Origin of the sequence: Mycoplasma sp. P36-A1 (genome assembly GCF_049478495.1) — a bacterium.
In the GTDB taxonomy this organism is placed as follows: Bacteria; Bacillota_I; Bacilli_A; order JAJDGJ01; family JAJDGJ01; genus P36-A1.
The window spans coordinates 1,003,378-1,028,674 of the sequence record NZ_CP168083.1 but is presented as its reverse complement, the minus strand read 5'-3'; the positions used below and the strand labels follow the sequence as shown (position 1 = coordinate 1,028,674).

The following is a 25,297-nucleotide window of genomic DNA, read 5'->3' as shown; positions in this document are numbered from 1 at the left end:
ATTATTAAAATATTATATATTATATTATAATATAGCTATTGAAAAGTAGGTGATTATGATTAAATGTGAAGTATGTAAAAATGAAATAGTTTATTATAATGAATCAACAATTATTTGTTCTAAGTGCAAAATGAATTATGATATAAAATATCTAAGAGCAAAAATAGAGAATAATAAAAAGATTATTTCAATAAGTGAATTATTAAATGAAATAATTATATTATACAAACAAAGTAGATATACTGCATGTTTACAAAAGTGTGAAAGTGTATTAAAACTATTTCCTAAAAATAATCAAGCATTACTGTATAAGGCAAAAATAAAATTAGTTTTCAGTATAAAAAATAATAAAGCAGATGATGAATGTTTATATTGTATAGAAAAAGCCTTTCTTTCAAATCATACTAATAATTTTAATATTAAAGAATTAGAGGATGATTTAAATAAACAAATATTGATTTACTTTGAAAATATTGGCAATAGTTTTTCATTACGACCAGATAATAAAGAATTAGTAAAATCTAGTCAAGAAATGATTGAATATTTAAAAAAAGTAATAGAATTGTTTGATCAAAATAATATCAAAATTACCAGACAAAATTATCTAAATGGGCCAAGAATTTTTCATAATAAAATAATCGAAACATTTAATAATAAAATCCTTGCTAACTACACACAATTAAAAACAACACCAGATTTAATACAATGGAAAAGATTTAATAGAAGGATAGAAAGCTGTATTAAATTACTTTTAATGCTAAATGATTTTTTTGATTATGATTTTGATGATGATATTAAAAGATATGAAGATATTATTAAATTAGAAAGATATTCACTTGCAAGTATATATGCAAAACCAATAATTTCTTCAACTAATAAACAGTATGAATATCAACAAGCTTCTTTTACTAAAAAAGAACAAAGTCAAAAAATACAAACTATACATAAATATCAAAAAATTATTAAAGATTTAAATTCTACTAAAAAAGTAGTTCATAATCAAGAAAAGATAAACAAGTATTGGAATGAACAATCTAATGAAAAAATAAAAAATAATTTTTTAATATTACAAAATAACTTACAAGTAAAAGAACAAAATCATTTGTTAATTGAGTCTTCTTATAATGAAAGAATTCAACAGCTCTATCAAGAAATTAAAGTATTAAAAGGCGAAAAAAAACAATATAATATCTTTAAGGTTGACGAAAGAAAACAATTAGATATAAATATAAATGAATTATTAGAAATGATAATTGAATTACAAGAAGAGTGTGAAATGAAATTGCTAAATAATTTAAATATTATAAAAAAAATGCGTAACATCAAAAATCAATATTTAGCATTAACAAACAAAATACCATTGTATAATAAAAATGACACCTTCTAAGTGTCATTTTTTACTAGATGCTAAACTAAATTGTACGATTTCTTTTATTAAATCAATAGGCAGTTCTTGATCGTATCTAAATTGTATGGTACCTTTACTAGTTTTATAATTTATTAATCTATCATGAAAAAATTCAATAGCTTCTGATCCAGGATATAAACTAATATGTTTTTTATAATCAGCAAAATGAACAATATTTCCATTTAAATAAAAAGTAGGAACACCATAAGAATACTTCTCAGTAGCATAAACAAGAATATTTTTAATAGTATCATAAAGTATTAAAAGCCTTTTTTGATGTTGTATATCTTGCTCTTTTATATAATTACTAATTAGACTCATCTATCTCACCTCTATAATTAATAATACAATATGAATTGAAAAAAATCTTTAATAATACAACTAAAACTAATCAATAATTGTAGAAAGCTTAGTATAAATATCTAAAGAATAATATTTAATAAGCTTATGACTATTCCAAATAATATCTGAAAAAATATTAAAACTAATACTTCCAAAATTAAATTTATTATATATGATATTAGTATTATAATTTACTAGTAATATTTTATCTTGTTTAACTACCGTTTTAATAGTTTTTAAATTTAAAAGCATTCCAAAATCGCACTGATTTATATATAAATATGTATCATCATAATCAAGAGAATTAATATGATACAAGTACATATTTTTTAATAATGCAAAGATTAATATAATAGATGCTATTGCAAAGAAAATATAGTATTTATTAATAGTCAACAAGCTTATAAAGTAACATAAGAATAAAAATATTAAATATTTAATAACTGAAACTATCAAGTAACTACTAAACTTAGTTTTATATTTACTAGAAAAATTATTAAATTCATTTAAATTTTGTTCTAGAAAGTTAGAAATATTTTTATCACTAATTACTAACATTAACCATGAATTAGATAATAACTCTTCTTCTTGGGCATAACCTGCAGTAATAACTTCTATAGAGCTTATTTTAAACAATTTTTGTATTAAAGTTTGATGAATTGATATACCATTAATATACTGCTTATAAATTCTAGATGTTTTCTTTTCAATTAAGCCATAGGTAATTTCAAAATAGTCTTGATAATTAAACAATTGATAATCATATACTTTAATAGTACTAACTATTGTAAAATAGCTACATATAATTATAAAAATAATAATATAAGTAATTCCTAAAGTAGAATATAATGCACTACCACTTAAAGCTGTAAAAAGATCATACTTAAAAAGTATAGATAATAATGAAAACATTATAATACTTACAGTAAAAGCAGAAGTTAACATACCAAAAAGTTTTAGTTGCGAAATACTATAAATTAGTAATTGTTTAAAACTAAGTTTTACACTTGAGATACTATCAGTAATCGTTGGTTTTAAAATATCCACTTCAATAGTAGACTTATGTGAGTTTACATAATCTTTAATAATATCATATGTATCAAATACAAAGGTTAAAGAACTTGGATTTGCAATAGTATCATTAGTTTCTATTTTAAAATCTACAGTATTAACTAACATTTGAATAACATTTTGTTTTTTTGAAATATTAGCAATTTTAGTAAAAGGTATAGTAACTTGTGATTTATTAAGCCAACCACTTTTTACTATTAAATGATCATTTTCTAATAATATAAAAGTATAGCGCCATTTAAGATATAAATTGAATATAGTAAATAATAAGCCAATAAAAATAAATAAAATTACAGATTTTAAGTAGTTATTGTTAACAAAATCAAGGCTATCAAGCTTGTCAACAATAAATATTGAAACACCTACATTAAGAATAAATGATTTCAAAAATGAACTACTTACAAATAAACCAATTTTACTTTGTTTATAAATCATTTTAATAAACCTCTTTTTTCCATCAAGATGTCATTAATTATTTGAGCATTTTCCTTAGTTATTAACTTAGTTTTAGTTTCTAAAAAAGAAGTTGAAATACTAATAAAAGCACCATCAAATTGTTCAGCTATAATGTTACTTTTACTTGCATATTGTTGTAAAGTATCATATGGAATAAAATATATTTTAGAAAAAAGCCAACCTTCTTTATATTCTAGACCCATATCTTTAATCGAAATTTTAATAGTAGTTTTATTTAAAATAGGTAAAACTAAATATGAAATAATAATTAATACAATAATAAATAATACGATATAATTAAGATAATTCAATCCTAATTCCAATTTTATCTTTAAATCATAATCATTAATTTTTTCAATTATATCTTTTAAATAATCAAAAAATAACTGTTTAAAAATAAAAATTAATAATGCAATAATAAGCATGTAAACCCTAGTTATATATGAATAAATAATATATTTAGGATTTGCCTTAAACTCTTTCATTTAATCACCTCATGTACATTATAAAGTAATATATTGTTATATCAATTAACAAATAGATAGATATTTGATAAAAAATAATTATAGAGTTAGTATAAATACTAAATGGTTAAAATATTATTAAAATAGAAAAAACAATAAACAAATCGTTGACAGCTTTTATGGTATTGTGTAAAATAGAAACAGATTTACGAAAGAGAGGATACCATCATGAAAAAAATATACGTCAACAATCTATTGAATTCTAATGTAGCAATCTCTAAATCTAATCAAAATTTAACATGCTCTAATAGCTCAATTTTAGAGTCTAAATCTTGGTCATGGATGCTTTCAAATAAAGCATCTATGAGACTTAAATAATTAGAATATTATAATGCATAAGCATTAAGTATTGGTGGTCACATAGATAATATTATCTTGTGGCTATTTTTTTATAGCAAAATATCTTTAGTCACATGATAGATTATTTCATGTGGCTTTTTTATTTAACAATTAATATATAAAAATGAAAGAGGTAAATTATTATGAAAAAAATTAAAACAATTTGTTTAGCATTAGCATTAGGATTAAGTGTTAGTGCTTGTTCACAAACTAAAACAGAATCTAAAAAAGAAGTAAAGAAAATAGGTATTATTCAGATTGTTGATCATCCTGCACTAAATACAATAAAAGAAAATTTAATTCAAACATTAGAAAAAGATGGTTATAAAGATGGTGATAATATCCAAATAGATTATCAAAATGCACAAGGTGATCAAGCTAATCTAAAAACAATTGCTACCAAACTTGCAAAAGAATCAGATTATATTGTAGCAATTGCTACACCATCAGCACAGGCAATTGCAGCTGAAACTAGTGAAATACCAACTGTATTTTCAGCTATTACTGATCCAGTAGAAGCCGGTTTAGTTGATTCAATGGAAAAACCAGGACATAATTTTACAGGGACAAGTGATGCAGTTGATATTGAAAAGCAATTGAGTATATTTAAAAATATTAATCCTAACATTAAAAAAATTGGTCTGATATATAATGCAGGTGAAGCAAATTCTAAGAATGCAGTTGATAATGCAAAGAAAGTTTTAGCTAAAATGAAAATTGAAACAAAAGAAGCAACAGTTGCTTCAACTAATGATATTAAGCAAGCAATGACTTCATTAGCTACTCAAGTAGATGGAATATATGTGCCAATAGATAATACAATGGCATCAGGAATGGCAAGTGTATCAGAAGTAGCTAAACAATATAAAATACCAGTAGTCGCAGGTGCAAATGAACAAGTAAAAGAAGGTGGATTAGCAACTTATGGTGTTAATCAAGCTCAATTAGGTGTTCAAACAGCTAAAATGTTAGAAGATATCATTACTGGAAAAAGCAAAACAGAAAATACTCCTGTTCAAACTGTTAGTGAAGCAGAATTATATGTCAATGAAGATATGGCTAAAGCTTTGAATATTGATCCTAAAACAATTAAATAAAATATTTTAACATAAATAAAGTAATTAATTCTTATTAATAAAATAATTATATTAATTTATATGATAAACAATTATCATAATTTATAAAATATTATTTTCATACATGTGTTGACTTCTTGTTAAAGCAAGAGTAGAATAAACTCAAGATTTAAGAAAGAGAGGTTATCAAAATGAAAACTAATAATATAAACAAGTTACTTATCACAAGTAAGATAATCTCAATCAAATCTAATTATTTCTTTAGTTACTTTAGATAGTCGTTGCATACAATCATGGATGCAACAAAGACTTTGCATCTATGGTGACTCAAGAATTTAATGTTGGTCACATAGATAAATTTATCTAGGTGGCTTAAGTGAAAACTTATAAGCAAGCAATTGCCACTTAGATAATATCTAAGTGGCTTTTTTTATTAATAAAAATTGAAAGAGGTAAAATATTATGAAAAAATTAAAAAGAATTACTCTAGGATTAGCTTTAGCAATTGGTTTAAGTGCTTGTTCAAGTGCAAGTAGTAGTGATACAGAAAAAAAAGATATTTTAAAAATTGGAATTATTCAAATAGTGGATCATCCATCACTTGATGCAATAAGAACAAATGTAATTGCACAATTAGAAAAAGATGGCTATAAAGACGGTGATAATATCCAAATAGATTATCAAAATGCACAAGGTGATCAAGCTAACTTAAAAACCATTGCTTCTAAATTAGCTAAAGAATCAGATTATATTGTAGCAATTGCAACACCATCAGCCCAAGCAATTGCAGCTGAAACTAGTGAAATACCTACATTATTCTCAGGAGTAACAGATCCTGTTGATGCAGGGATTGTAAAAACATTAAAAACTCCAGATACTAATTTTAGTGGAACAACTGATGCTGTAGATATTGAGAAACAGTTATCTATTTTAACAAATATTAATCCTAAAACAAAAACTGTTGGTTTGATTTATAATGCAGCTGAAGCAAATTCTAAAATACAAATAGATCAAGCAAAAGCTATTTTGAAAGAAAAAGGAATTAAAACAGAAGAAGCTACAGTTGCTTCAACAAATGATATCAAACAAGCTATGACTTCATTAACTAGTAAAGTTGATGGAATATATGTTCCATCTGATAATACCTTAGCATCTGGAATGGCAAGTGTTGGAGAAGTTGCAAAAGAAGCTAAAATACCAGTTATAGCTGCTTCATCAGATCAAACATTAGAAGGTGGCTTAGCTACTTATGGAATTGATTATAGTAAACTAGGTGTTCAAACTGGTAAAATGTTAGAAAAAGTTATAAAAAAAGAAGTTGAAATTAGTAAATTACCTGTAGAATCTGCAAAAGATTTAGAATTAACAGTAAACAATGATATGGCAAAAGCATTAGGAATAGAAACAAGTTCTATAAAATAAGGAGTGAAGTAAAATGGATTTAATAATATCATCAATATCAGAAGCACTATTATGGTCAGTTTTAGCAATAGGAGTATATTTAATGTATAAAATATTAGATATAGCTGATCTTAGTGTTGAAGGAATATTCCCATTAGGAGCAGCTAGTTGTTGTGTTGCATTAGTTTCGGGAATAAATCCTATAGTGGCAACAATAATTGGTTTTGTAGCTGGTTCATTAGCAGGATTAGTTGCAGGTTTGATTAGTACTAAATTAAAAATACCAGCATTACTAACAGGTATTTTAGTAATGACAGGCCTATATTCAGTTAATTTAAGAATAATGCAAAAACCAAATGTAAGTCTATTAAGTACTAATACTATATATGATTTACTAAACAATATTATTCCTGAAAAATATCAAGTATTAGTAATAGGAGTAATAATATTAGTGATAATTATTTTAATCCTTTTATGGTTTTACAATACTGAAATTGGTTTAGCATTTATAGCAACAGGTGATAATGAAATAATGGCACAAGCAAATGGAATTAATACAGATCATATGAAAATAATAGGGTATATGATTGCAAATGGATTAGTTGGATTAAGTGGAGCACTACTAGCACAATATAATGGATTCAGTGATGTTCAAAGTGGTATTGGTACTATTGTAATTGGTCTTGCAGCTGTTATTATTGGTGGTGTAATTGTTAAAAATGCGAAGTTTTTAAGCAGATTAATTTTAGTAGTAGTAGGTGCATGTATCTACCGTTTAATTATAAGTTTTGTTTTACAAATGCATATTGAAGCTACCGATTTAAAATTAATATCAGCAGTAATATTAACAATATTCTTAGCACTTCCTAGCTTGAAGTTAAAAAGAAATACAAGGGAGGTATAAGCATGAATAATATGTTAGAAATTAAAAATATTAGTAAAAGTTTCAATAAAGGCACAATCAATGAAAATAAAGTACTTAATGATTTAACTTTAGTTTTAAAAGAAGGTGATTTTGTTACTGTAATAGGTGGAAATGGTGCAGGTAAGTCAACAATGTTAAACAGTGTTGCAGGTGTTTTTGAAATAGATTCAGGACAAATTTTTATAAATCAGGAAGATATTAGTAAAAAATCAATGATCAATCGAGCTGATTTAATAGCAAGAGTATTTCAAGATCCAACTTTTGGAACAGCTCCTAAACTAACAATAGAACAAAATATTTCTGTAGCTTTACAAAGAGGTAATAAAAGAAATTTGACTAAAGCAGTTAAAAAACAAAATGAAAAAATGATTAAAGAACAACTTGCAACTTTTGACCTAGGATTAGAAAATAGACTTAAAACAGAAGTTTCGCTTTTATCAGGAGGACAAAGACAAGCTTTAACATTATTAATGGCGACAATAAAAAAGCCAAAATTATTATTACTAGATGAACATACGGCCGCTCTCGATCCTAAAACAACAGCAAATGTTTTAGAAATTACTGATAAATTAGTAAATAATAATAAAATTACAACGTTAATGATTACTCATGATATGGAAGATGCTATAAAACATGGTAATAGATTAATTATGCTTCACAATGGTAGAATTGTCGTTGATGTTTGTGATCAGGAAAAACAAAATTTAACAGTAAAAGACTTAATTGAAATGTTTAATAAAAACAGTGGTATTAACTTTAATCAAGATGATATTTTATTAAAATAAAACATAAAAAGACCTTTATGAATGATATAAATCATACATAGAGGTCTTTAATGCAAAATAATTAAAATAATCCTTCAAATTCATCTAAAGAGTCATCTTCACCAATAACAATTAAAGAATCATCTTCACCAATTAGAGTATCTCTATTTGGTAAAATAATTTCATCACCACGTTTTATTGCAGCAACCATAACATTATATTTTTCTTTTAATTTTAATTCACTTAAGGTCTTATTGCTTAAATGAGTTTTCTTTGGATACATTTCAATAATACCGAATTTTTCACCAATTAATGATACATAATCAGCAACAATAGGGTGTGCAAGTTGAACAGCAACTTTCATCCCAGCTTGTACTTCTGGTAGAATAATATCTCTTTCATCAATACCAATTTTTAAAAGTGCTGATTTATGTTGAGCATTACTTGCTTTAACAATTAAATGTTCAACTCCCATATCTTTTAATAATAAAGTTGTAATAATATTTGCTTCAATGTTTGAACCAATTGCAACAACTACAGCATCATAATTATTAACTCCAATTTGAGCTAATACTTCTTCATCTCGTGTATCTGCAACCTTTGCATATTCAGTTTGATTTTGAAATTTTAATAGTTTTCTTTCATCTAGATCAACAATTGTAACACGTTGTCCTCTTTCTAATAAAGTTTTCACTACTGAACTTCCAAATCTTCCAAGTCCAATTACTAAGAAATCCTTTGTATTTGCCATATTGGCTACACCTCGCTTTTATGAACTATATTATAATATAATAACAAAAGATATTCAATCAAAATCTATTTCTTTGTTTATACTAGAGAAATATTGTGTAATTTTGTATCAAATAGTCTATATTAAAAAAGAGATTTACTACTTTTATGCAATGATTGTATTAAAAAGTAATAAAATAACATTTTAGTGTGGACAAGCTTTTAAAATATGATAAAATTAGTATGTTCAAATAACATTTGAAATTATGCATATTTTGTGTAATTATGATATAAAGAAGGTGCCATATGAAAAACAACAGTACAATAACAAGAATGAAAAATGAAAATAAAGGATTAGGGTTTAAGAAAAGAATATCTTTACTTTATCTAGCAATTATTGCGCTAGGAACATTAATCTTATATTTACCTATAAGTACAGGACAACAAGATATATCATTTATTGATGCCTTATTTGTTTCAGCTTCTGCTTTTTCAGATACAGGTCTATCTCCAGTACCAACAGCAACCACATTTAACATGTTAGGTCAAATAACTATTCTAATTTTAGTTTATTTAGGTGGTATAGGAATAATGAGTGTTAAATCAATTATTTTTGTAATAATAGGTCGAAAGATTACTTCAAGTGATCGAAAAATGATTTCAACAGAACAGGGTCAAGGAAATAAATCAGGAATGGTTAAAATGATTAAACTATCTGTACAAACTATTTTATTCTTTCAATTATTATTTACCTTAATAATGGGATTACATATGATAATATTTTATGATTATAGTATATTAGATGGATTATGGTTTGGTTTATTTCATTCAATAACTTCAATTAATAATGCTGGTTTTGATTTAACTGGTAATTCTATGGTAATGTTTCAAGAAGATTATTTATTTCAAATATATATAATGATATTAATTGTAATAGGTGGTTTAGGATTTCCTATTCTAGTTGATATTAACAATTATGTTCAGATTAAAATATATAATATGAATAAAGAAAATAAAAAGAAAAAAAGATTTAGATTTACGGTCTTTAGTAAATTAAGCTTTGCAACATATGTCATTATTACAATAGTAGGGTTTATATTACTATTAGTGTTTGACTATGATTTCTTTGTGATGGATAATCCTGGTTTAAAAGGAATATTCTTAAATTTATTCCAAGTAATATCAGCGCGTAATGCTGGATTTGCAACATTTGATTTAACAGACATTGGATCAGCTTCACAACTTGTACTTGCAGCATTAATGTTTATTGGTGCAGCACCAGCATCTACTGGTGGTGGTATTAGAACAACAACATTTGCATTAATATTCTTATATATATTAAACTTTGCCAATAATAGAGATTATGTAGAAGTATTTAGTAGAAGAATTAAAACCGAAAGCATCTATTCAGCTTTTGTAACAATGACAATAGCCAGTTTACTTTGCTGTGTAAGTGCCATAGTCATCGTAGGTTCAAATCAAAATTACCTCTTAACACCAGTTATTTTTGAAATAGCTTCCGCCTTTGGAACAACCGGGCTAACATTGAACTTCACACCAGAGTTAAATTTAGTCTCCAAGCTTTGTATAACTATGTGTATGATAATTGGGCAAATGGGAATTACCAATGCCGTTATCTTATTTGCAAGACAAACATCTGGTGTGGACTTAGTAAAATCACCTGAAGAAGATGTTTTAGTAGGATAATTTAAATATATTTTAAAAGGGTAAAGAAATTTACTCTTTTTTTTCATAAAAAAATCACTATAATTTACTAAAGACAATATGAATCTTTAAATAAATAATAGTGATTTTATGTAATATCAATAATAATATAAATGATATATATTTTAGTTAATACCTTGTTTTTCTTTAACTTTTTCAAAATTTTTATAAGCATTTTCTTCATTTATAGTAAAAGCTAAATATGAAGTAATAACTTTACTATCCTTAATTTGAATAAAACAATTAAAAGTATAAAATTGTTGATTCTTTCTAACCATAAGATATCTTAAATCATAAAATTTTATTTCCAAGACACCATCTCTTTGATGTCTTATCTTGTAATTATATATTGGAGTAAAATCAATAAAAGCTTTATAGTCTTTATCTTGATATAATATTTTTTCTAAATCATTACTTAATACTTCTAATCTTTTCTCAAAACGTATTTGATCAATTTTATTTCTAATAATAAGGCCCATATAAAATTCCTTATCATTTGTTTCATATACATATTTCCAAGTAAAAGGCTGTACTCTAGCTTGTAAAATCAATCTTTTATAATTTCCATATTTTTTAATTAATCTAAATTTAAAATGAAAGTGAACAATAAAAGCAATTAGTAAATAAAGTATTAAAATACTATAGGTAATTGCAAAAGTAGTAAGCACATTTGTATTAAAAATAAAAATTGCAATAAAAGCAATAATATGTAATACAATTAAGATCGCATCAAATGTATATGTAATACCTAAGGCAATCCACTTTTGATAAAAAGGCCATAATAAAGCAACACCATATCCATTTAACAAATCAGTAAATAAATGTAAAGAAACTCCTAAAATACTAACAATAAAATAAACCTCTATATGAGTACGCGCAAAATAATAACCAATTAATGTTAGTATTGATACCCAAAGCAAAGCAAAAACAATCGAATGTGATTTTCCACGATGATTAGCAATGTAGGCATTATTACTTTTAAGTTTAAACAAGACATCAATATCAGGAAAACAATTGGCAGCAATTGATAAAGCAACTACACTACTCGTGTTAACATCTACTCCAGTTGAATTAGCAATTGTAGAGACTACTAATCCAGTTGCAGCTCCCATACATATATGAGAAACAGTATCCATTATTTACGCTCTTTTCCTAAAACAAAATGTCCAATAGTATTAGCTAATTCACTCATTGTTTCATGAACATCTTCTATATATGTATAACCATCAACAGTTAAATAAATATCAAAAATATAACTTGAAGGTTTATTCTCTTTATCAATTATTTTTAACCCTAAACTTTTATCTGCAATATTTATTTTCCTTAAATCCATATCAAAAGAAGAACAAATAAGAGCATTTTCTAAATTTCTTCCTAAATTTGCTATGAAATAGTTGTGCCAATAGTTTTGATCAAAAGCATTTATAAAATAATAATACTCTACAATAAAATTCTTAATATCATACTTTTGTTTAAAATGTTGTTTTGAAAAATTAAATTTATCTGCTAAATCATTCAACACAAGTTTAATAATTTCAACTTTATTTAAATCAAAATACTCTTCCATCATTTTAGAAAAATACTGAAGTTTAAATGTATTTTCGCACACAATCATTAAATTCTTATATGGTTGTTTAGATATCAAAGGTTTAAAAAAATCAAAGTTAGAAATAGAAATACCTCTAGTTGGATGATTAGGACTATTATATTCATTATAATATTTAATAGCAATTCCACCATTATTTTGCCATTCAATTAAATTAGTAGAATAATCATCTAATAAAATACAATCATTTAAATTATCAATTTGAAATAACTCATAAACAATATCAACTTTAGATTCATTATTATCTAAACAAATATATTTATTAATGCCATTGTCATCTTTTAAATTATTTAATTCTTCTACACTTACTCCAAATAAATCTGCAATTCTTTTTTGTTTACCAACTTCATATTCAATAGATGCATACTTAGTCAAAATATATACATCATCCGAATAAAATAATTCTTTTACAACATCAGGATTTCGACAAACTGAGCTATCATACATCATATTGATAGCTTTTTCATTTTCAAAAGGATACTGACTAATAGAAGAATGAATTCTTCCTTCAGTAGATAATGAATAAAACCCAGAATGCTCTAATATCGTATTGTCAACATCTAAAAATAGTTTCAAATCTTCCACCTCAATCACTCTTTTATAATATAGTAATTATAGCACATACACTATTAATTGTTAGTGAATAGTAAAATTAAATTCGATATTTCTATCTTTTTAGTTAAATAAGATAGTGATATGTTATAATATATTTTGAGGTGGTAACGTGGCAAAGAAAAAAAGAATAAGCAAAAAACAAATGCAAATTCAACAACAAAAGCGAAAAGAAATAATAAATTATATCATTTCTTTATTAGTAATTGCAGTTATCGTTATTGCAGTTTTTTCTCTTGGACAAGCAGGAGATTATTTAAACAACTTTTTGAAAAATATTTTTGGTGACATTCCTTTTTATTTAGTAATGTTTCAAATAATTTTATATTGTTTTTACATTTTATATAATGGAAAATCATTAAATTTAACATCTAGATACATCATAGGTGCTTTATTTATAAATATTGGAACAATGGTAATGTTTGGTTGTATTGATTCACCTGCTGCTGGTTTTGCAGCATTAAACAATCAAAATATAAATAACCTACCAATAGGATATTTACAAATGCTTTTCTTTGGTATATTTTCTAATTTTGGTGGCTATTATGGAGCCGGTTTAATTGCTTTCATATTTATTATAATAGGAATTATAATATATTATATGGTTAGTGTAAGTGAAGTTTTAAAAAATAGAACAGCTAAAATAAATGAAAGAACTATAAAAATTAAAGATAATATTGCAGAAAGAAAAGAAATAAAAGAACAAAATAAAGAAAATAATAAGCAAAGTAATATTTTAGAACAAAATAATATAGAAAATAAAAAACCTAAGAAAATATTTAATTTTAATAAAGAAAGTAAATTTGAAAAAATTAATACTATTCCTTCAAATGAAGTAAAAGTGAAAAAATCAAAACATAAAATAATCGATTTTTTTAAAAATGATGATACTACTCCTAAACAGATTAATAATGAAACCGATAATAAGCAAGATATTAATGATCAGTTACAATATGGAAGTATTATAGATGAAATAACTAATAGTAGTGGAAATAATACTTCAGATAGTAATACATCTATCTTTAATGATGACAATCAAATAAGTGATATTGAAATTGCTGAAAAAGACATAGCAAGTATACCTTTTGAAGTAGATGATTTAGATATTTTAAAGATTGCCCAAAGTAAATTATTAACTCAAGACAAATTATTAAAACAAGATAATATAACAAATATTAATCAAGAGCAAACAATAAATGAAAAAGTTCAAGAAATAAAAATTAAAAAGAAGCTTAAGAATGATGAGAAAAAATATAAATTACCTTCTTTTGATTTATTAAGTAATCCTATGACAAGTGATGCAGTATCAATAAATAAGAAATATGCAACTCAACAATCACAAAGTTTAATGGATTTTTTAAAAACATATAAAATAAATGCAAGAGTATCTAATATAATAATAGGTCCTTCTGTTACAAAATTTGAACTTGCCTTAAATGCTGGAATAAGAGTAAATAGAATATCAAATATGTATGATGATATAAAAATGGTATTAGCAGTTAAAGAATTAAGAATTGAAGCACCAATTCCTGGAAAAGCATTAGTAGGTATAGAAATTCCAAATGTTAAAAATAATATTGTAACCTTAAAAGAAGTATTGAATGATATTGATTACAATAAAGAAAACAAATTAGTATTTGGAATAGGAAAAGATATAAATGGTAAATCTATTTATGCTTCAATGGATAAAATGCCGCATTTACTAATAGCAGGTTCAACAGGAGCAGGTAAATCTGTAATGATAAACAGTGTTATTGTTTCTTTATTAATGAATGCTTCGTATAATGATTTAAAACTATTATTGATAGACCCAAAACAGGTTGAACTAGCAATATATAATGATATACCACATTTATTAACACCAGTTGTAAACGATCCAAAAGCGGCCAGTGTTGCTTTGAAAAAAGTAGTAGTAGAAATGGAAAATCGTTATAAACTAATGTCATCAACTAACACTAGAAAAATTGAAGATTATAATAAACATGTAGAATCATTTAATAAAACATGTGCTGATGAATCACTACATATGAATAAAATGCCATACATAGTTGTAATAATTGATGAATTAGCTGATTTAATGTTAGTTTCTAAAAATGAAGTTGAAGAAAGTATAATGAGAATAACACAATTAGCCAGAGCTGCAGGTATACATTTAATAGTTGCAACACAAAGACCTTCAACTGATATAATAACGGGAGTTATAAAAAACAACTTACCAAGTAGAATAGCATTTGCTGTTAGTTCATCTATAGATTCAAGAACAATATTAGGAACAGGAGGAGCAGAGAGCTTACTAGGTAAAGGAGATATGCTTTATGCTCCAGCTGGTCATTTAGGTGGTCCATCACGAGTTCAGGGAGCTTATCTATCGGATGAAGAAATTACAAAAGTAGTTTTCGCAATAAAAAAACAAGGAATACCACAAATTGAAAATGAAATATTTACTAATCTTTCAGATACAAGTCAAACAGAAAATGGCTCACAAGATGACATGTATGATGAAATAGAAGACTTTGTAAAAAGACAAGAAACTGTATCTACTTCAAAAATTCAACGAGAGTTTAGAATAGGATATAATAGAGCCGCAAATTTAATAGATGATTTGGAAAGAAATGGCATTATTTCAGAACAAAGAGGTAGCAAACCAAGACATGTATTAATACAAAATCAAGAATTGGAGTGAAAAGATGAAAAATAACTACAACATTATAAAAGAAGATAAATTTAAAACTAATTATTTAAATATTCGCTTTTTAGTTGAAGCAAACAAAGAGAATACAACTTTAATATCATTATTAACAATATATATGGTCTATTGTAATGATAAACATAGATCATATAAAGCTGCATCAGATTATTTAGATACTTTATATGGTATGAAGTTTGATATTAATACAAGTTTAAAAGGTGAAAATATTGTCATAGATTTCAATACTAGTTTTATTAGCAGTAAGTATTTAGATAAAACACAAAACTATTTAGAAAAAGTTATTGAAGAATTACTTACATATATTTACAAACCATTACAAAATAACAATTTATTTGATGATGAAACATTTAACTTAAGAAAATATGATTTAGCAGAAAGAATTAAAGCAGCATATGATGATAAAACATCTTATGCTTTTGAAAAATATTTTGAGACATTTGCAAAAAATTATCCATTAGCCTTAAATGAATCAGGATATTTAAAACAATTAGAAAATATAGAAAAAGAAGATATTCAAAGCATTCATAAAAAACTTATTAAACAAACACCAATAATATCAGGAATAGTATCTAGTCAAGATTATGATATAATACTTAAATTATTAGAAAATACAATACCAGTACAAAATTATAAAGAATCTTTTAAGTTTTACAATATTAATAAAACAACAACAACTCAAGAAATAATAGATTCACAACAAATAGTACAATCAAAATTACTATTAGGATTTAGTACTAAAAATAAATTGCAAAAAGAAGACTATCATAAAGTTTTAATATTTAATGCGATTTTTGGAATGGGATCAAATTCTTATTTATTCAAAATAGTTAGAGAAAAAGAAAATTTATGTTACACAATAAGAGCAATGTATGAACAATACTCAAATTCTTTAACAGTAATGTCAGGAATAGAACGAAAAAATTATCAAAAAACAGCAACATTAATACAAGACATTCTTACACAAATAAAGAATGGAGAATTTAGTGATCAAGACCTACAAGATGCTAAAATAGTAATGAGTGATGTCATTAATAAGACAAATGATTCTCAAGCAGGACTAGTAATGTATAAAGTAAATAGATTAATGCAAGATTTAACAACAGATTTAAATCAAGATCTTGAACAAATAAATAAAGTAAATAGAGAAGACATAATAAAAATTGCCAATCTATTTGAACTAAAAACAATATATTTATTAAGCGGTGATAAAAATGAATAAAAAATACTACAAACTAATTGACGAAACATTATACTCTTTTAAATGTGATAATGGCTTAGAAGTCTATCTTCTAAACAAACCAGATTACTATAAAACATATGGAATATTTGCTACCAAATTTGGTTCAGTAAATTCAAAATTTATATCAAATGGCAAAGAATACAGTGTAATAGATGGAGCTGCTCACTTTTTAGAACATAAAATGTTTGAAAAAAATGACTATGATGTAATGGATAAGTTCTCAAGTCAACAAGCTTCATCAAATGCATTTACAAGTTTTGATAAAACAGCTTATTTATTTACCGCAACAAACAATGTAAATGAAAACATAGAAACATTGTTAGACTTTGTTCAAGATTTACAACTAACAGATAAAAGTGTCGAAAAAGAAAAACCAATTATATCATCTGAAATAAACATGTATGAAGATGATGCAGATTGGCAATTATTCTTTCAATCACTACAATCAATGTATCACAATAATCCAGTAAAAATTGATATTGCAGGAACAACTGAAACAATATCTAAAATTACTAAAGAAGACTTAGAGTTATATTATAACAACTTCTACCATCCTTCAAATATGGTTTTATTCATTTGTGGTCGTTTTGATTTAGCTAATATTGAACAATTAATAAAAGATAATCAAAATAAAAAACAATTTGAAAAAATAGAGTTAAGTAATATTATTGTAAAAGAACCAAAAGAAGTAAATAAAAAAGAAGTTATCAAAGAAATGGATGTATCAAATACAAAATACATGTTCTCATTTAAAGTAAATGAATATGTCTTAACACCATTAAAACAAGATTTAGCAATGGGAATATTACTAGATGCATTATTTGCTAAATCAAATAACTTTTTTCAAGATTTATTGAAAAATCAAAAAGTTACTAATCACTACCAATATTCATATACCCAAGATGATGTAAATGAATATGCATATATGCAATTTGGATTTGCAACTGATGATGATAAATATTTAACTAACTATTTATCAACTTTTTTCAAGCAAGATCTAACTAAACTTATAAAAATAGATGATTTTAATAGAATAAAAGCTAGATATACAGGTGATTTTATAAGAATGTTTAACAACCCAGAAGGAATAGCAAATACCTTTATCTCATATAAATTTGATAACTATGATTTATTTAATGTCTTAAATGAAATAAATGACATTACAATAGAAGATTTATATAAATTATGTAAATTATTCAATTTAGAGTATAGTACAATAACTAAAATAATAAAAAAATAATTTTCTAAATATCCAATATAACAGACAGGGAAAGCCCTGACTAGATTATTGGGTATTTTTTTGTTAATTACATAAACAATAAAAAAATAATAGAAAATTACTTAAGTAGATACAAAATATTAGAAATATTATGATCAGATAATAGTTAAAACATATATTGTCATTTGTAGGTACTATAGAGAATAGATATAAAATATGCTGATTTTATTACATAAAAATTATTATATTTACCTAACTAATATATAATCAATGATTAATATCTAGTTTAGAAAACAAAATATATACATTTGATTTGTTATAATGTTTAACTTTTATTAAACTATTGTGGTTATTATCTGCAGTTTTTGAGTGCTTATAATGAAAATTAACTGTACAATAAATTAAAATTATAATATAATAAGTGTATACATTATGTATGTTAAACACAAAATGAAAGGGTGGATTTAATGCAAAATGATACATGTGAAAATGTAATTATTGAAAAACCTAAATCTAAATTAATAGCACTATTATTATGGTTTTTTCTTGGGGCTTTTGGAGCTCATAACTTTTACCGTGAGGACAAAACAATAGGTATCTTTCAGCTAATACTAAATATTGTAGGATGGCTAACATTGGGGATAATGATAGGGATTTTATTATTAGTGGCATTAGGTATATGGTTACTTGTTGATCTAATATTTATATTAACTACAGATACAATGAGTTGGGATTTAAACTAAATATAAAAGAAAGACAATACATTAAAACATCATGTTTTAATGTATTGCCTTTTTTTATTACATAAATATGAATTAAACAATTCCATATTGTTTATTCAATTCATTCTTATATGCTTCAATTTCTTCTTTTGTTACATCAGGATTGCTAGTTATAAACTCAGTAATTAGTTGTTCAACCTTTATTTCATTTAACTTTTTAGTTAATGCATCAGCAATCTCATTATGACTATTAGTTTTAATTCCCATTATTATCACCTCATATTTATATTATAAAATAATTCCTAAGTTAAATAAATGCTTAAATTAAAAATAAACTAATAAATCTAAAATATTTTATTTATTATAGTGTTTTAGTTACTTTACAATTAATTATAATCAAATCCTCTTATAAAAATGACATTTTATATTTAAATTAAAACAAATGAATATAACAAGTATTGTGGGAACAAACATAACTAAAGTTTTTATTTTTGATAAATGTTTACATAAAGTATTTATCAATAGATAGAGATTTTTAAGATTTGTAATGTTATAATATAATCGGTGATATATATGAAAATTAAAGAAATAATAGTAGTAGAAGGCGAACATGATGCAACCAAAATCAAACAAATATATGATGCAGATGTTATAGTAACTAATGGATCAGCAGTATCAGATTCTACCTTGAATTTAATAAAAGCTTCCGCAAAAAATCGTGGAATAATAATATTTACAGATCCTGATTTTCCCGGAGAAAAAATAAGAAGAATAGTTAGTGATGCTGTTCCAAATGCTAAGCATGCCTTTATAAGAAAAATAGATGCTATTGATAATGTAAAAAGAAAAGTTGGCGTTGAACATGCCACTGATGAAAATATAAAAGCAGCCTTAAAGGATGTCAAAGAGTTTACTGAAAATGATAGCCTTAGTTGGCAAGAATATATAGATTTAGGACTTATTGGAAATGCTAAAAAAAGAGAAGTAATTTGTAATAAACTAAATATTGGAAGATGTAATGCTAAAACATTATATAAAAGATTAAATATGATGAATATATGTTTTCAAAAATTAGAAAAAATGATTGGAGAATTAGATGAATAATCAAGATATTGCAACTAAAAGTAAGACATTAGATATACTAAAAAAGTATAATATGGTTGCTAAAAAAAATTACGGGCAAAACTTTCTAGTAGATAACAATATTGTTAGAAATATTGTTGCTCAACCTAATATTGATAAAAATACTAATGTATTAGAAATAGGTCCAGGAATAGGCTCATTAACAGAACAACTTGCTAAAGTTGCAAGAAAAGTAGTTAGTGTTGAAATAGATACAAAATTAAAAGATGTCTTAGAAGATACACTACAAGACTATGATAATATTGATATCGTGTATGAGGATTTTTTAAAAGTCGATTTAAAAGAATTAGTAGCTAAACATTTTGATCCTACATTAGATTTAGTCGTCGTTGCTAATCTTCCATACTATATAACAACTCCAATACTTATAAAGTTATTTGAAAATCAATCTTCTATTAATCTAGTAAGTATAACTGCAATGATGCAAAAAGAAGTTGCAAATAGATTAAGTGCTAAAAAAGATACCAAAGATTATAATTCATTAACAATCCTGACTCAGTATTATAGTGAGGCTAAGATAGTAATAAAGGTACCTAAAAATGTATTTATTCCAGCACCTAATGTTGATAGTGCAGTAGTGCTATTCACAATAAAAAAAGAACAAAATAAACCAGAAAATGAACAACTATTCTTTAAATTACTAAGAGTTTTATTTAAACAAAGAAGAAAGACTATTTTAAATAATTTAAATGAATTATATGATGATAAAATTAAAACTAAACAAATATTAGATGCTTTAAATCTAGATTCTAAATTAAGAGCTGAAAATTTAACACTTCAACAGATAATAGATTTAAGTAATTATATAGCAAAGGAGTAATAATAATGATAAAGCATAGTTACGCTAAAATAAATATAGCAATTGATATTAAAAATAAATATGCTGATGGTTATCATAATTTAGATATGATAATGTGTAAAGTAAATCTGTTTGATAAACTATTCTTTTCAACAATGAAAGAAAATAAGATAGTATTAACATGTACTAATATGTATATACCAACAGATAATAGAAATTTAGTCTATAAAGTAATTGAAAAAGTTAAAAAAGTCTATGGAATAGATCGAGGAATAAGAGTAAATATTGCTAAATCAATTCCAATGCAAGCAGGTTTAGGTGGCGGAAGTTCTAATGCTGCTGCTACTTTAGATGCACTAAATGAAATGTTTCATTTAAATATGAATATTCAAGACAAAATAGACTTTACCAAAGAATTTGGTTCAGATATACCTTTCTTCTTCTATAATACTATTTGTCGTGTAAGTGGTTATGGTGATCAAATACAACCATTAGAATGTAACTTGTCACCAATACATGTAATATTAATAAAACCAAGTAAAGGTGTTTCAACAAAAGCAGTTTATGAAAATTTGAAAATCGATGACTTAGTACATCCAGATATAGAAGGATTAATAAAGGCATTAAAAGATGATGATTATGATTTTATAATTAAAAATATAAAAAACTCTCTTCAAGAAAGTTCAATTCAAATAAGACCTGTAATAAAAAAATTTATAGATGAAATAAATCAATTAGGCGTTGATGTAAGTATGGTAAGTGGAAGTGGAACAACAATTTTTGCCTTTACAAAATCAGATGAAGTTTTGAAAAAGGTAAAAAAATCTCATAAAAATAAAAAGAACTTTGTATACGTAACAACTTTACATTATGAAAGAAATAATTAATTTATTAAAGATACCATTTAAAAGATACTCTTTATACTATATAAGTGGTATCTTCTTTTTAATTGTATCTACAACTTTTAACTTACTAAGTCCACAAATTGTTGGAAGTTTTATAAACCATATTACAAACAATACCTTAAATATTACAAATCTATCACAAATCATCTTTATTTTAATAATAATGATGATTTTAGGTTATGGAATAGGTTTTTTATGGATATATCTATTATATATAGTTGGTGAAAAATATAATTTTGACATAAAAACAAATATCTTCAATAAAATAATTAAAGTTGACAATGACTTTTTCTTGAAATTTAAAATAGGAGATATATTAACAAGATTAACTCTTGATATGCAAAACATAACCCTAGCAGTAGGTGATGGAGTTTATTTTGTTGTAGAATCATTAAGTTCAATAATTATGATTGTCATTGCTATGTATTTTACTACAAACTTAACGCTGACAATTATAGTAATAATACCACTATTACTTTTAAGTATTAGTGCTAATATAATCAGTGTTAAGATGGCTAAAAAATATGATATATTACAATCAAATATTTCTTATTTTTCAAGCCAGGTATTACAATCAATTAAAGGTATAAAAATTATTAAAGCCTTTAATAAAGAAAATGTTATCTTAAAACAACTAGAAGATAAAAATCTAACAACTTATGATAAAGGAATAGAAACAGAAAAAATTAGAGTGCTATTAGGTCCAATATATCGTTTTTTCTATGGCTTAATTTATTCAATATCAATAATGTATGGTATTTACCTGCTTTCAAATTCAGAGATTAATGTAGGTCAGTTAGTAGCTTTTAATTTATATATTGGTATGTTAGACTGGCCAATTTATGCCTTGCAATTAGTATTTGGAACACTTCAAAAAGGTGCAACAAGCTACAAAAGAATAAATGAAATACAAGAATATCCAATAGATAATACTTACTATGGTAGTAAAAATATTTCAAAAATAGAAAGTATTCAATTTATTGACTATGATTATTCATATAATAAAGGTCATAAAATACTAGACAGTATAAATTTAAAAATTAATGATCAAGAAAAAATAAAAATTGTTGGAAAAATTGGTGCCGGTAAATCAACTTTACTAAGACAATTACTTATGCTTTACCAACATAATGAAAAAGGTAGAATACTAATAAATGGTAATGATATTACAGATTATAATAAAGAAGAATACTTAGCATTAATTTCATATGCATCACAAACAAATGAAGTTTTTAATATGAGCATTAAAGATAACCTTTTAGTAGGAAATCCAAAGGCTAATAGTGAAGATATACTTAAAGCCTTAGAGCATGCGGCACTATTAGATGAAGTTTTAAATTTTGAAAATGGTCTTGATACTATCATAGGTGAAAATGGAACAAATCTTTCAGGAGGACAACAACAAAGACTAAATCTAGCAAGAGCTTTAATAAAAAGTAGTAATCTATTGTTATTAGATGATGTCTTTTCTGCAGTTGATTTAAAAACAGAAAAACAAATAATGAATAATTTAGAAAATTATTACTCAGATAGAACAATTGTATTAGTTACTCATAGATTAACAAGTATTCAAAAACAAGATCATATATTAGTACTTCAAAATAATAAAATAATTCAAGAAGGAAGTATGCAAGAACTTTTAAAAAGTGAAGGCTGGTTTAATGATAATTATAAATTACAAGAAGGTAGCTTATTATGATAAAAGAACTAATAATACAAAATATTAAAAAATACAAATTTTCATATCTTAAGACTATTATCTTAACCATAATTATAACTATATTAATAAGTATTACAGCTCCATTTTTAGTAAAAGATATGATAGATGATAACATTCTTTCTAACTCCCATTGGAAACTTGCTAATAAAGGTGAGATACTCATAAATAACAAACAATATGAAATGTCTAAGAATGAAAATGATGCTAAACTTACAAGAGATAAAAATAGTAATTATTATTTAGATAATAAAAAATTAAATAATAGTGATAAACAAAATGTAATAAATCTAATATACAAAAAATCATTTTATAAATTATATATATTTTTCGCCTGTTTTCTAGTAGCAGCCTTATTGATGTATATTGCAGACTTAAACATTGCTACAGTAGCAAGAAAATCAATTTATGATTTAAGATCAAAATCTTTAAAAAAATTATTTGAATTACCAATATCATATTTTGATAATAATAGTGATGGTGAAATACTAACTAAAATAATAAATGATACAGATACATATTATAGACTAGTATTAGAAGTAGGAAACATAATTTTAAATAGCTTTATTGTGTATATTAGTATTACATTCACAACCTTATTTATCTCAATACCATTATTTATAATAGCCTTATTTATGATTCCAATTACAATTGTTTGGATTAAATTATATGTAAAAAAAGTAGTTAGTTCCTTTGAATTACAAAGAGATTCATTAGAACATATGAATTCATTAACAAATGAACAAATAAAAGGTATTGATATAATAAAAACATATCAACAAGAAAAAACATCACAGAATAAATTTAATAAATTTGCTAACAACTATTATAATGCATCAAAAAAAGCTTTAATAACAGAATCATTATTTAGTTGGACACTTGTTACTTTTTTACAAAGAGCTTTTATATTAGCAGTTATTACATATTTTGGATTTAATATTTTAAATGAAAAAATAGTATTAAGTGCAGGACTTGCTTATTTAATAATCTATTTTATAAACTCAATAACTTACCCATTACTAGAATTAATCCATATGTTGAACGGTTACAATTCAATAATGGTTTCAATAAAAAGAGTATCTAAATACTTACAAGAGCCAACTAATAAAAGTAATAAGAATGATATTAAAATATTAAATAGTAAAATAGACTTTAAGAATGTTTCTTTTAAGTACAATAATAAGTATATATTAGAAAATTTTAATATTTCATTTTTACCAAATAAAAGAAATGCAATTGTTGGGGCAACAGGAAGTGGAAAATCAACAATTATATCATTAATAATGAGGTTTTATGATATTAACAGTGGTTCTATTTATATTGATGATAAAAATATCGATTGTTATAGTAAAAAATCATTAAGAAATAATATTGGATTAGTACTACAAAAAACTTATCTTTTTGAAGGCACAATATACGAAAATATAGTATTTTATGATTATACAATAAAAAAAGAAGAAGTAATGCAATTAGTAACAATTGCAAGAGCAGACTTTATCATAAATAACCCTTTGGGACTTGAAATGCAAATATCAGAATCTTCAAATAACCTATCAATGGGTGAAAAACAAATAATAGCTTTACTTAGAGCATTAATAAAAAAACCAAAAATTCTTATATTAGATGAAGCTAGCTCTAATTTAGATATGGAAAGTGAAAATGCTATAAATAATTTGATTAACCATTATTCAAAAGATACAACAATAACAATTGTTGCCCATAGAGTTGCTACAATAGCAAATAGTGATATGATATATGTAATCGATAATGGTAAACTAGTTGAACAAGGTAATCACCAACAACTGATGAATGAAAATACAATATATTATAAAAATATACAAGCAATGAATAGTTAAGGAGAAAA

23 protein-coding genes are annotated in these 25,297 nt (G+C 24.5%); 16 read left to right on the top strand and 7 right to left on the bottom strand.

The features are described from left to right. The first annotated feature begins 55 nt into the window (after window positions 1–55). Entirely contained in the window at window positions 56–1,387 is a 1,332-nt protein-coding gene (locus ACD762_RS04940; protein WP_423362841.1) for a hypothetical protein, read from the top strand. On the opposite strand, the gene ACD762_RS04935 is transcribed toward ACD762_RS04940, so the two are convergent. The 3 genes from ACD762_RS04935 to ACD762_RS04925 all read right to left on the bottom strand — a co-directional run bounded on the left by ACD762_RS04935 (window position 1,343) and on the right by ACD762_RS04925 (window position 3,762). Further along, on the bottom strand, window positions 1,343–1,729 hold the full coding sequence (locus tag ACD762_RS04935; RefSeq protein WP_423362840.1) for an iron chaperone: 387 nt from the start codon (window positions 1,727–1,729) through the stop codon (window positions 1,343–1,345). The two genes, ACD762_RS04940 and ACD762_RS04935, sit on opposite strands and share 45 nt — an antisense overlap. Before the next feature lie 66 nt (window positions 1,730–1,795). Next, window positions 1,796–3,256, bottom strand: coding sequence for a PH domain-containing protein (locus ACD762_RS04930; protein WP_423362839.1), 1,461 nt, complete (start codon window positions 3,254–3,256; stop codon window positions 1,796–1,798). Continuing rightward, window positions 3,220–3,762: a hypothetical protein gene (locus ACD762_RS04925; protein ID WP_423362838.1), complete on the bottom strand. Its 543-nt coding sequence runs from the start codon at window positions 3,760–3,762 to the stop codon at window positions 3,220–3,222. Before ACD762_RS04925 ends, ACD762_RS04930 begins: the two co-directional genes overlap by 37 nt. A 207-nt stretch (window positions 3,763–3,969) precedes the next feature. On the opposite strand from ACD762_RS04925, the gene ACD762_RS04920 reads away from it, so the two are divergent. The 5 genes from ACD762_RS04920 (at window position 3,970) to ACD762_RS04900 (ending at window position 8,327) form a co-directional block, all read left to right on the top strand. Next, window positions 3,970–4,119 (top strand): hypothetical protein, encoded by a 150-nt coding sequence (locus ACD762_RS04920; protein WP_423362837.1) that lies wholly within the window; start codon window positions 3,970–3,972, stop codon window positions 4,117–4,119. A gap of 164 nt (window positions 4,120–4,283) precedes the next feature. Then, the gene (locus ACD762_RS04915; RefSeq protein ID WP_423362836.1) at window positions 4,284–5,237 is read left to right on the top strand and encodes an ABC transporter substrate binding protein; all 954 of its coding nucleotides are present in this window, start codon (window positions 4,284–4,286) and stop codon (window positions 5,235–5,237) included. Between the two features lie 441 nt (window positions 5,238–5,678). Continuing rightward, window positions 5,679–6,638: an ABC transporter substrate-binding protein gene (locus ACD762_RS04910; protein ID WP_423362835.1), complete on the top strand. Its 960-nt coding sequence runs from the start codon at window positions 5,679–5,681 to the stop codon at window positions 6,636–6,638. A gap of 13 nt (window positions 6,639–6,651) precedes the next feature. Continuing rightward, window positions 6,652–7,521, top strand: a complete 870-nt coding sequence (locus ACD762_RS04905) for an ABC transporter permease (RefSeq protein ID WP_423362834.1) — start codon at window positions 6,652–6,654, stop codon at window positions 7,519–7,521. A 2-nt stretch (window positions 7,522–7,523) separates the two neighbouring features. Further along, window positions 7,524–8,327 carry an ABC transporter ATP-binding protein gene (locus tag ACD762_RS04900; RefSeq protein ID WP_423362833.1) on the top strand — a complete coding sequence of 268 codons (804 nt, stop codon included), beginning with the start codon at window positions 7,524–7,526 and terminating at the stop codon, window positions 8,325–8,327. 61 nt (window positions 8,328–8,388) lie between these two features. On the opposite strand, the gene ACD762_RS04895 is transcribed toward ACD762_RS04900, so the two are convergent. Further along, complete coding sequence (locus ACD762_RS04895) at window positions 8,389–9,057, bottom strand: potassium channel family protein (RefSeq protein ID WP_423362832.1); 669 nt, start codon at window positions 9,055–9,057, stop codon at window positions 8,389–8,391. Window positions 9,058–9,341: 284 nt separating this feature from the next. Here ACD762_RS04895 and ACD762_RS04890 point away from each other — a divergent pair, with 284 nt between their 5' ends. Further along, entirely contained in the window at window positions 9,342–10,742 is a 1,401-nt protein-coding gene (locus ACD762_RS04890) for a TrkH family potassium uptake protein (RefSeq protein WP_423362831.1), read from the top strand. 143 nt (window positions 10,743–10,885) lie between these two features. Here the strand turns inward: ACD762_RS04890 and ACD762_RS04885 are convergent, their stop codons facing one another. Beyond that, window positions 10,886–11,896 (bottom strand): metal-dependent hydrolase, encoded by a 1,011-nt coding sequence (locus ACD762_RS04885; protein WP_423362830.1) that lies wholly within the window; start codon window positions 11,894–11,896, stop codon window positions 10,886–10,888. Further along, complete coding sequence (locus tag ACD762_RS04880) at window positions 11,896–12,942, bottom strand: hypothetical protein (RefSeq protein ID WP_423362829.1); 1,047 nt, start codon at window positions 12,940–12,942, stop codon at window positions 11,896–11,898. Before ACD762_RS04880 ends, ACD762_RS04885 begins: the two co-directional genes overlap by 1 nt. Window positions 12,943–13,090: 148 nt before the next feature. On the opposite strand from ACD762_RS04880, the gene ACD762_RS04875 reads away from it, so the two are divergent. The 4 genes from ACD762_RS04875 (at window position 13,091) to ACD762_RS04860 (ending at window position 18,890) form a co-directional block, all read left to right on the top strand. Next, the gene (locus ACD762_RS04875) at window positions 13,091–15,676 is read left to right on the top strand and encodes a DNA translocase FtsK (RefSeq protein WP_423362828.1); all 2,586 of its coding nucleotides are present in this window, start codon (window positions 13,091–13,093) and stop codon (window positions 15,674–15,676) included. Next, entirely contained in the window at window positions 15,666–16,907 is a 1,242-nt protein-coding gene (gene yfmF / locus ACD762_RS04870; protein WP_423362827.1) for an EF-P 5-aminopentanol modification-associated protein YfmF, read from the top strand. The genes ACD762_RS04875 and yfmF overlap by 11 nt, the downstream gene beginning before the upstream one ends. After that, window positions 16,900–18,168 (top strand): EF-P 5-aminopentanol modification-associated protein YfmH, encoded by a 1,269-nt coding sequence (yfmH, locus tag ACD762_RS04865; RefSeq protein ID WP_423362826.1) that lies wholly within the window; start codon window positions 16,900–16,902, stop codon window positions 18,166–18,168. Before yfmF ends, yfmH begins: the two co-directional genes overlap by 8 nt. Window positions 18,169–18,614: 446 nt before the next feature. Further along, window positions 18,615–18,890 carry a TM2 domain-containing protein gene (locus ACD762_RS04860; protein ID WP_423362825.1) on the top strand — a complete coding sequence of 92 codons (276 nt, stop codon included), beginning with the start codon at window positions 18,615–18,617 and terminating at the stop codon, window positions 18,888–18,890. A gap of 72 nt (window positions 18,891–18,962) precedes the next feature. Here the strand turns inward: ACD762_RS04860 and ACD762_RS04855 are convergent, their stop codons facing one another. Continuing rightward, window positions 18,963–19,136 carry a hypothetical protein gene (locus ACD762_RS04855; protein WP_423362823.1) on the bottom strand — a complete coding sequence of 58 codons (174 nt, stop codon included), beginning with the start codon at window positions 19,134–19,136 and terminating at the stop codon, window positions 18,963–18,965. Window positions 19,137–19,442: 306 nt separating this feature from the next. Here ACD762_RS04855 and rnmV point away from each other — a divergent pair, with 306 nt between their 5' ends. The 5 genes from rnmV to ACD762_RS04830 are packed head-to-tail and all read left to right on the top strand — an operon-like array spanning window position 19,443 to window position 25,289. Further along, on the top strand, window positions 19,443–19,973 hold the full coding sequence (rnmV, locus tag ACD762_RS04850; RefSeq protein ID WP_423362822.1) for a ribonuclease M5: 531 nt from the start codon (window positions 19,443–19,445) through the stop codon (window positions 19,971–19,973). After that, on the top strand, window positions 19,966–20,832 hold the full coding sequence (rsmA, locus tag ACD762_RS04845; protein ID WP_423362821.1) for a 16S rRNA (adenine(1518)-N(6)/adenine(1519)-N(6))-dimethyltransferase RsmA: 867 nt from the start codon (window positions 19,966–19,968) through the stop codon (window positions 20,830–20,832). Before rnmV ends, rsmA begins: the two co-directional genes overlap by 8 nt. 5 nt (window positions 20,833–20,837) lie before the next feature. Then, on the top strand, window positions 20,838–21,698 hold the full coding sequence (ispE, locus tag ACD762_RS04840) for a 4-(cytidine 5'-diphospho)-2-C-methyl-D-erythritol kinase (RefSeq protein ID WP_423362820.1): 861 nt from the start codon (window positions 20,838–20,840) through the stop codon (window positions 21,696–21,698). After that, window positions 21,682–23,418, top strand: a complete 1,737-nt coding sequence (locus ACD762_RS04835) for an ABC transporter ATP-binding protein (RefSeq protein WP_423362819.1) — start codon at window positions 21,682–21,684, stop codon at window positions 23,416–23,418. The genes ispE and ACD762_RS04835 overlap by 17 nt, the downstream gene beginning before the upstream one ends. Then, complete coding sequence (locus ACD762_RS04830; protein WP_423362818.1) at window positions 23,412–25,289, top strand: ABC transporter ATP-binding protein; 1,878 nt, start codon at window positions 23,412–23,414, stop codon at window positions 25,287–25,289. The genes ACD762_RS04835 and ACD762_RS04830 overlap by 7 nt, the downstream gene beginning before the upstream one ends. Window positions 25,290–25,297: the final 8 nt, after the last annotated feature.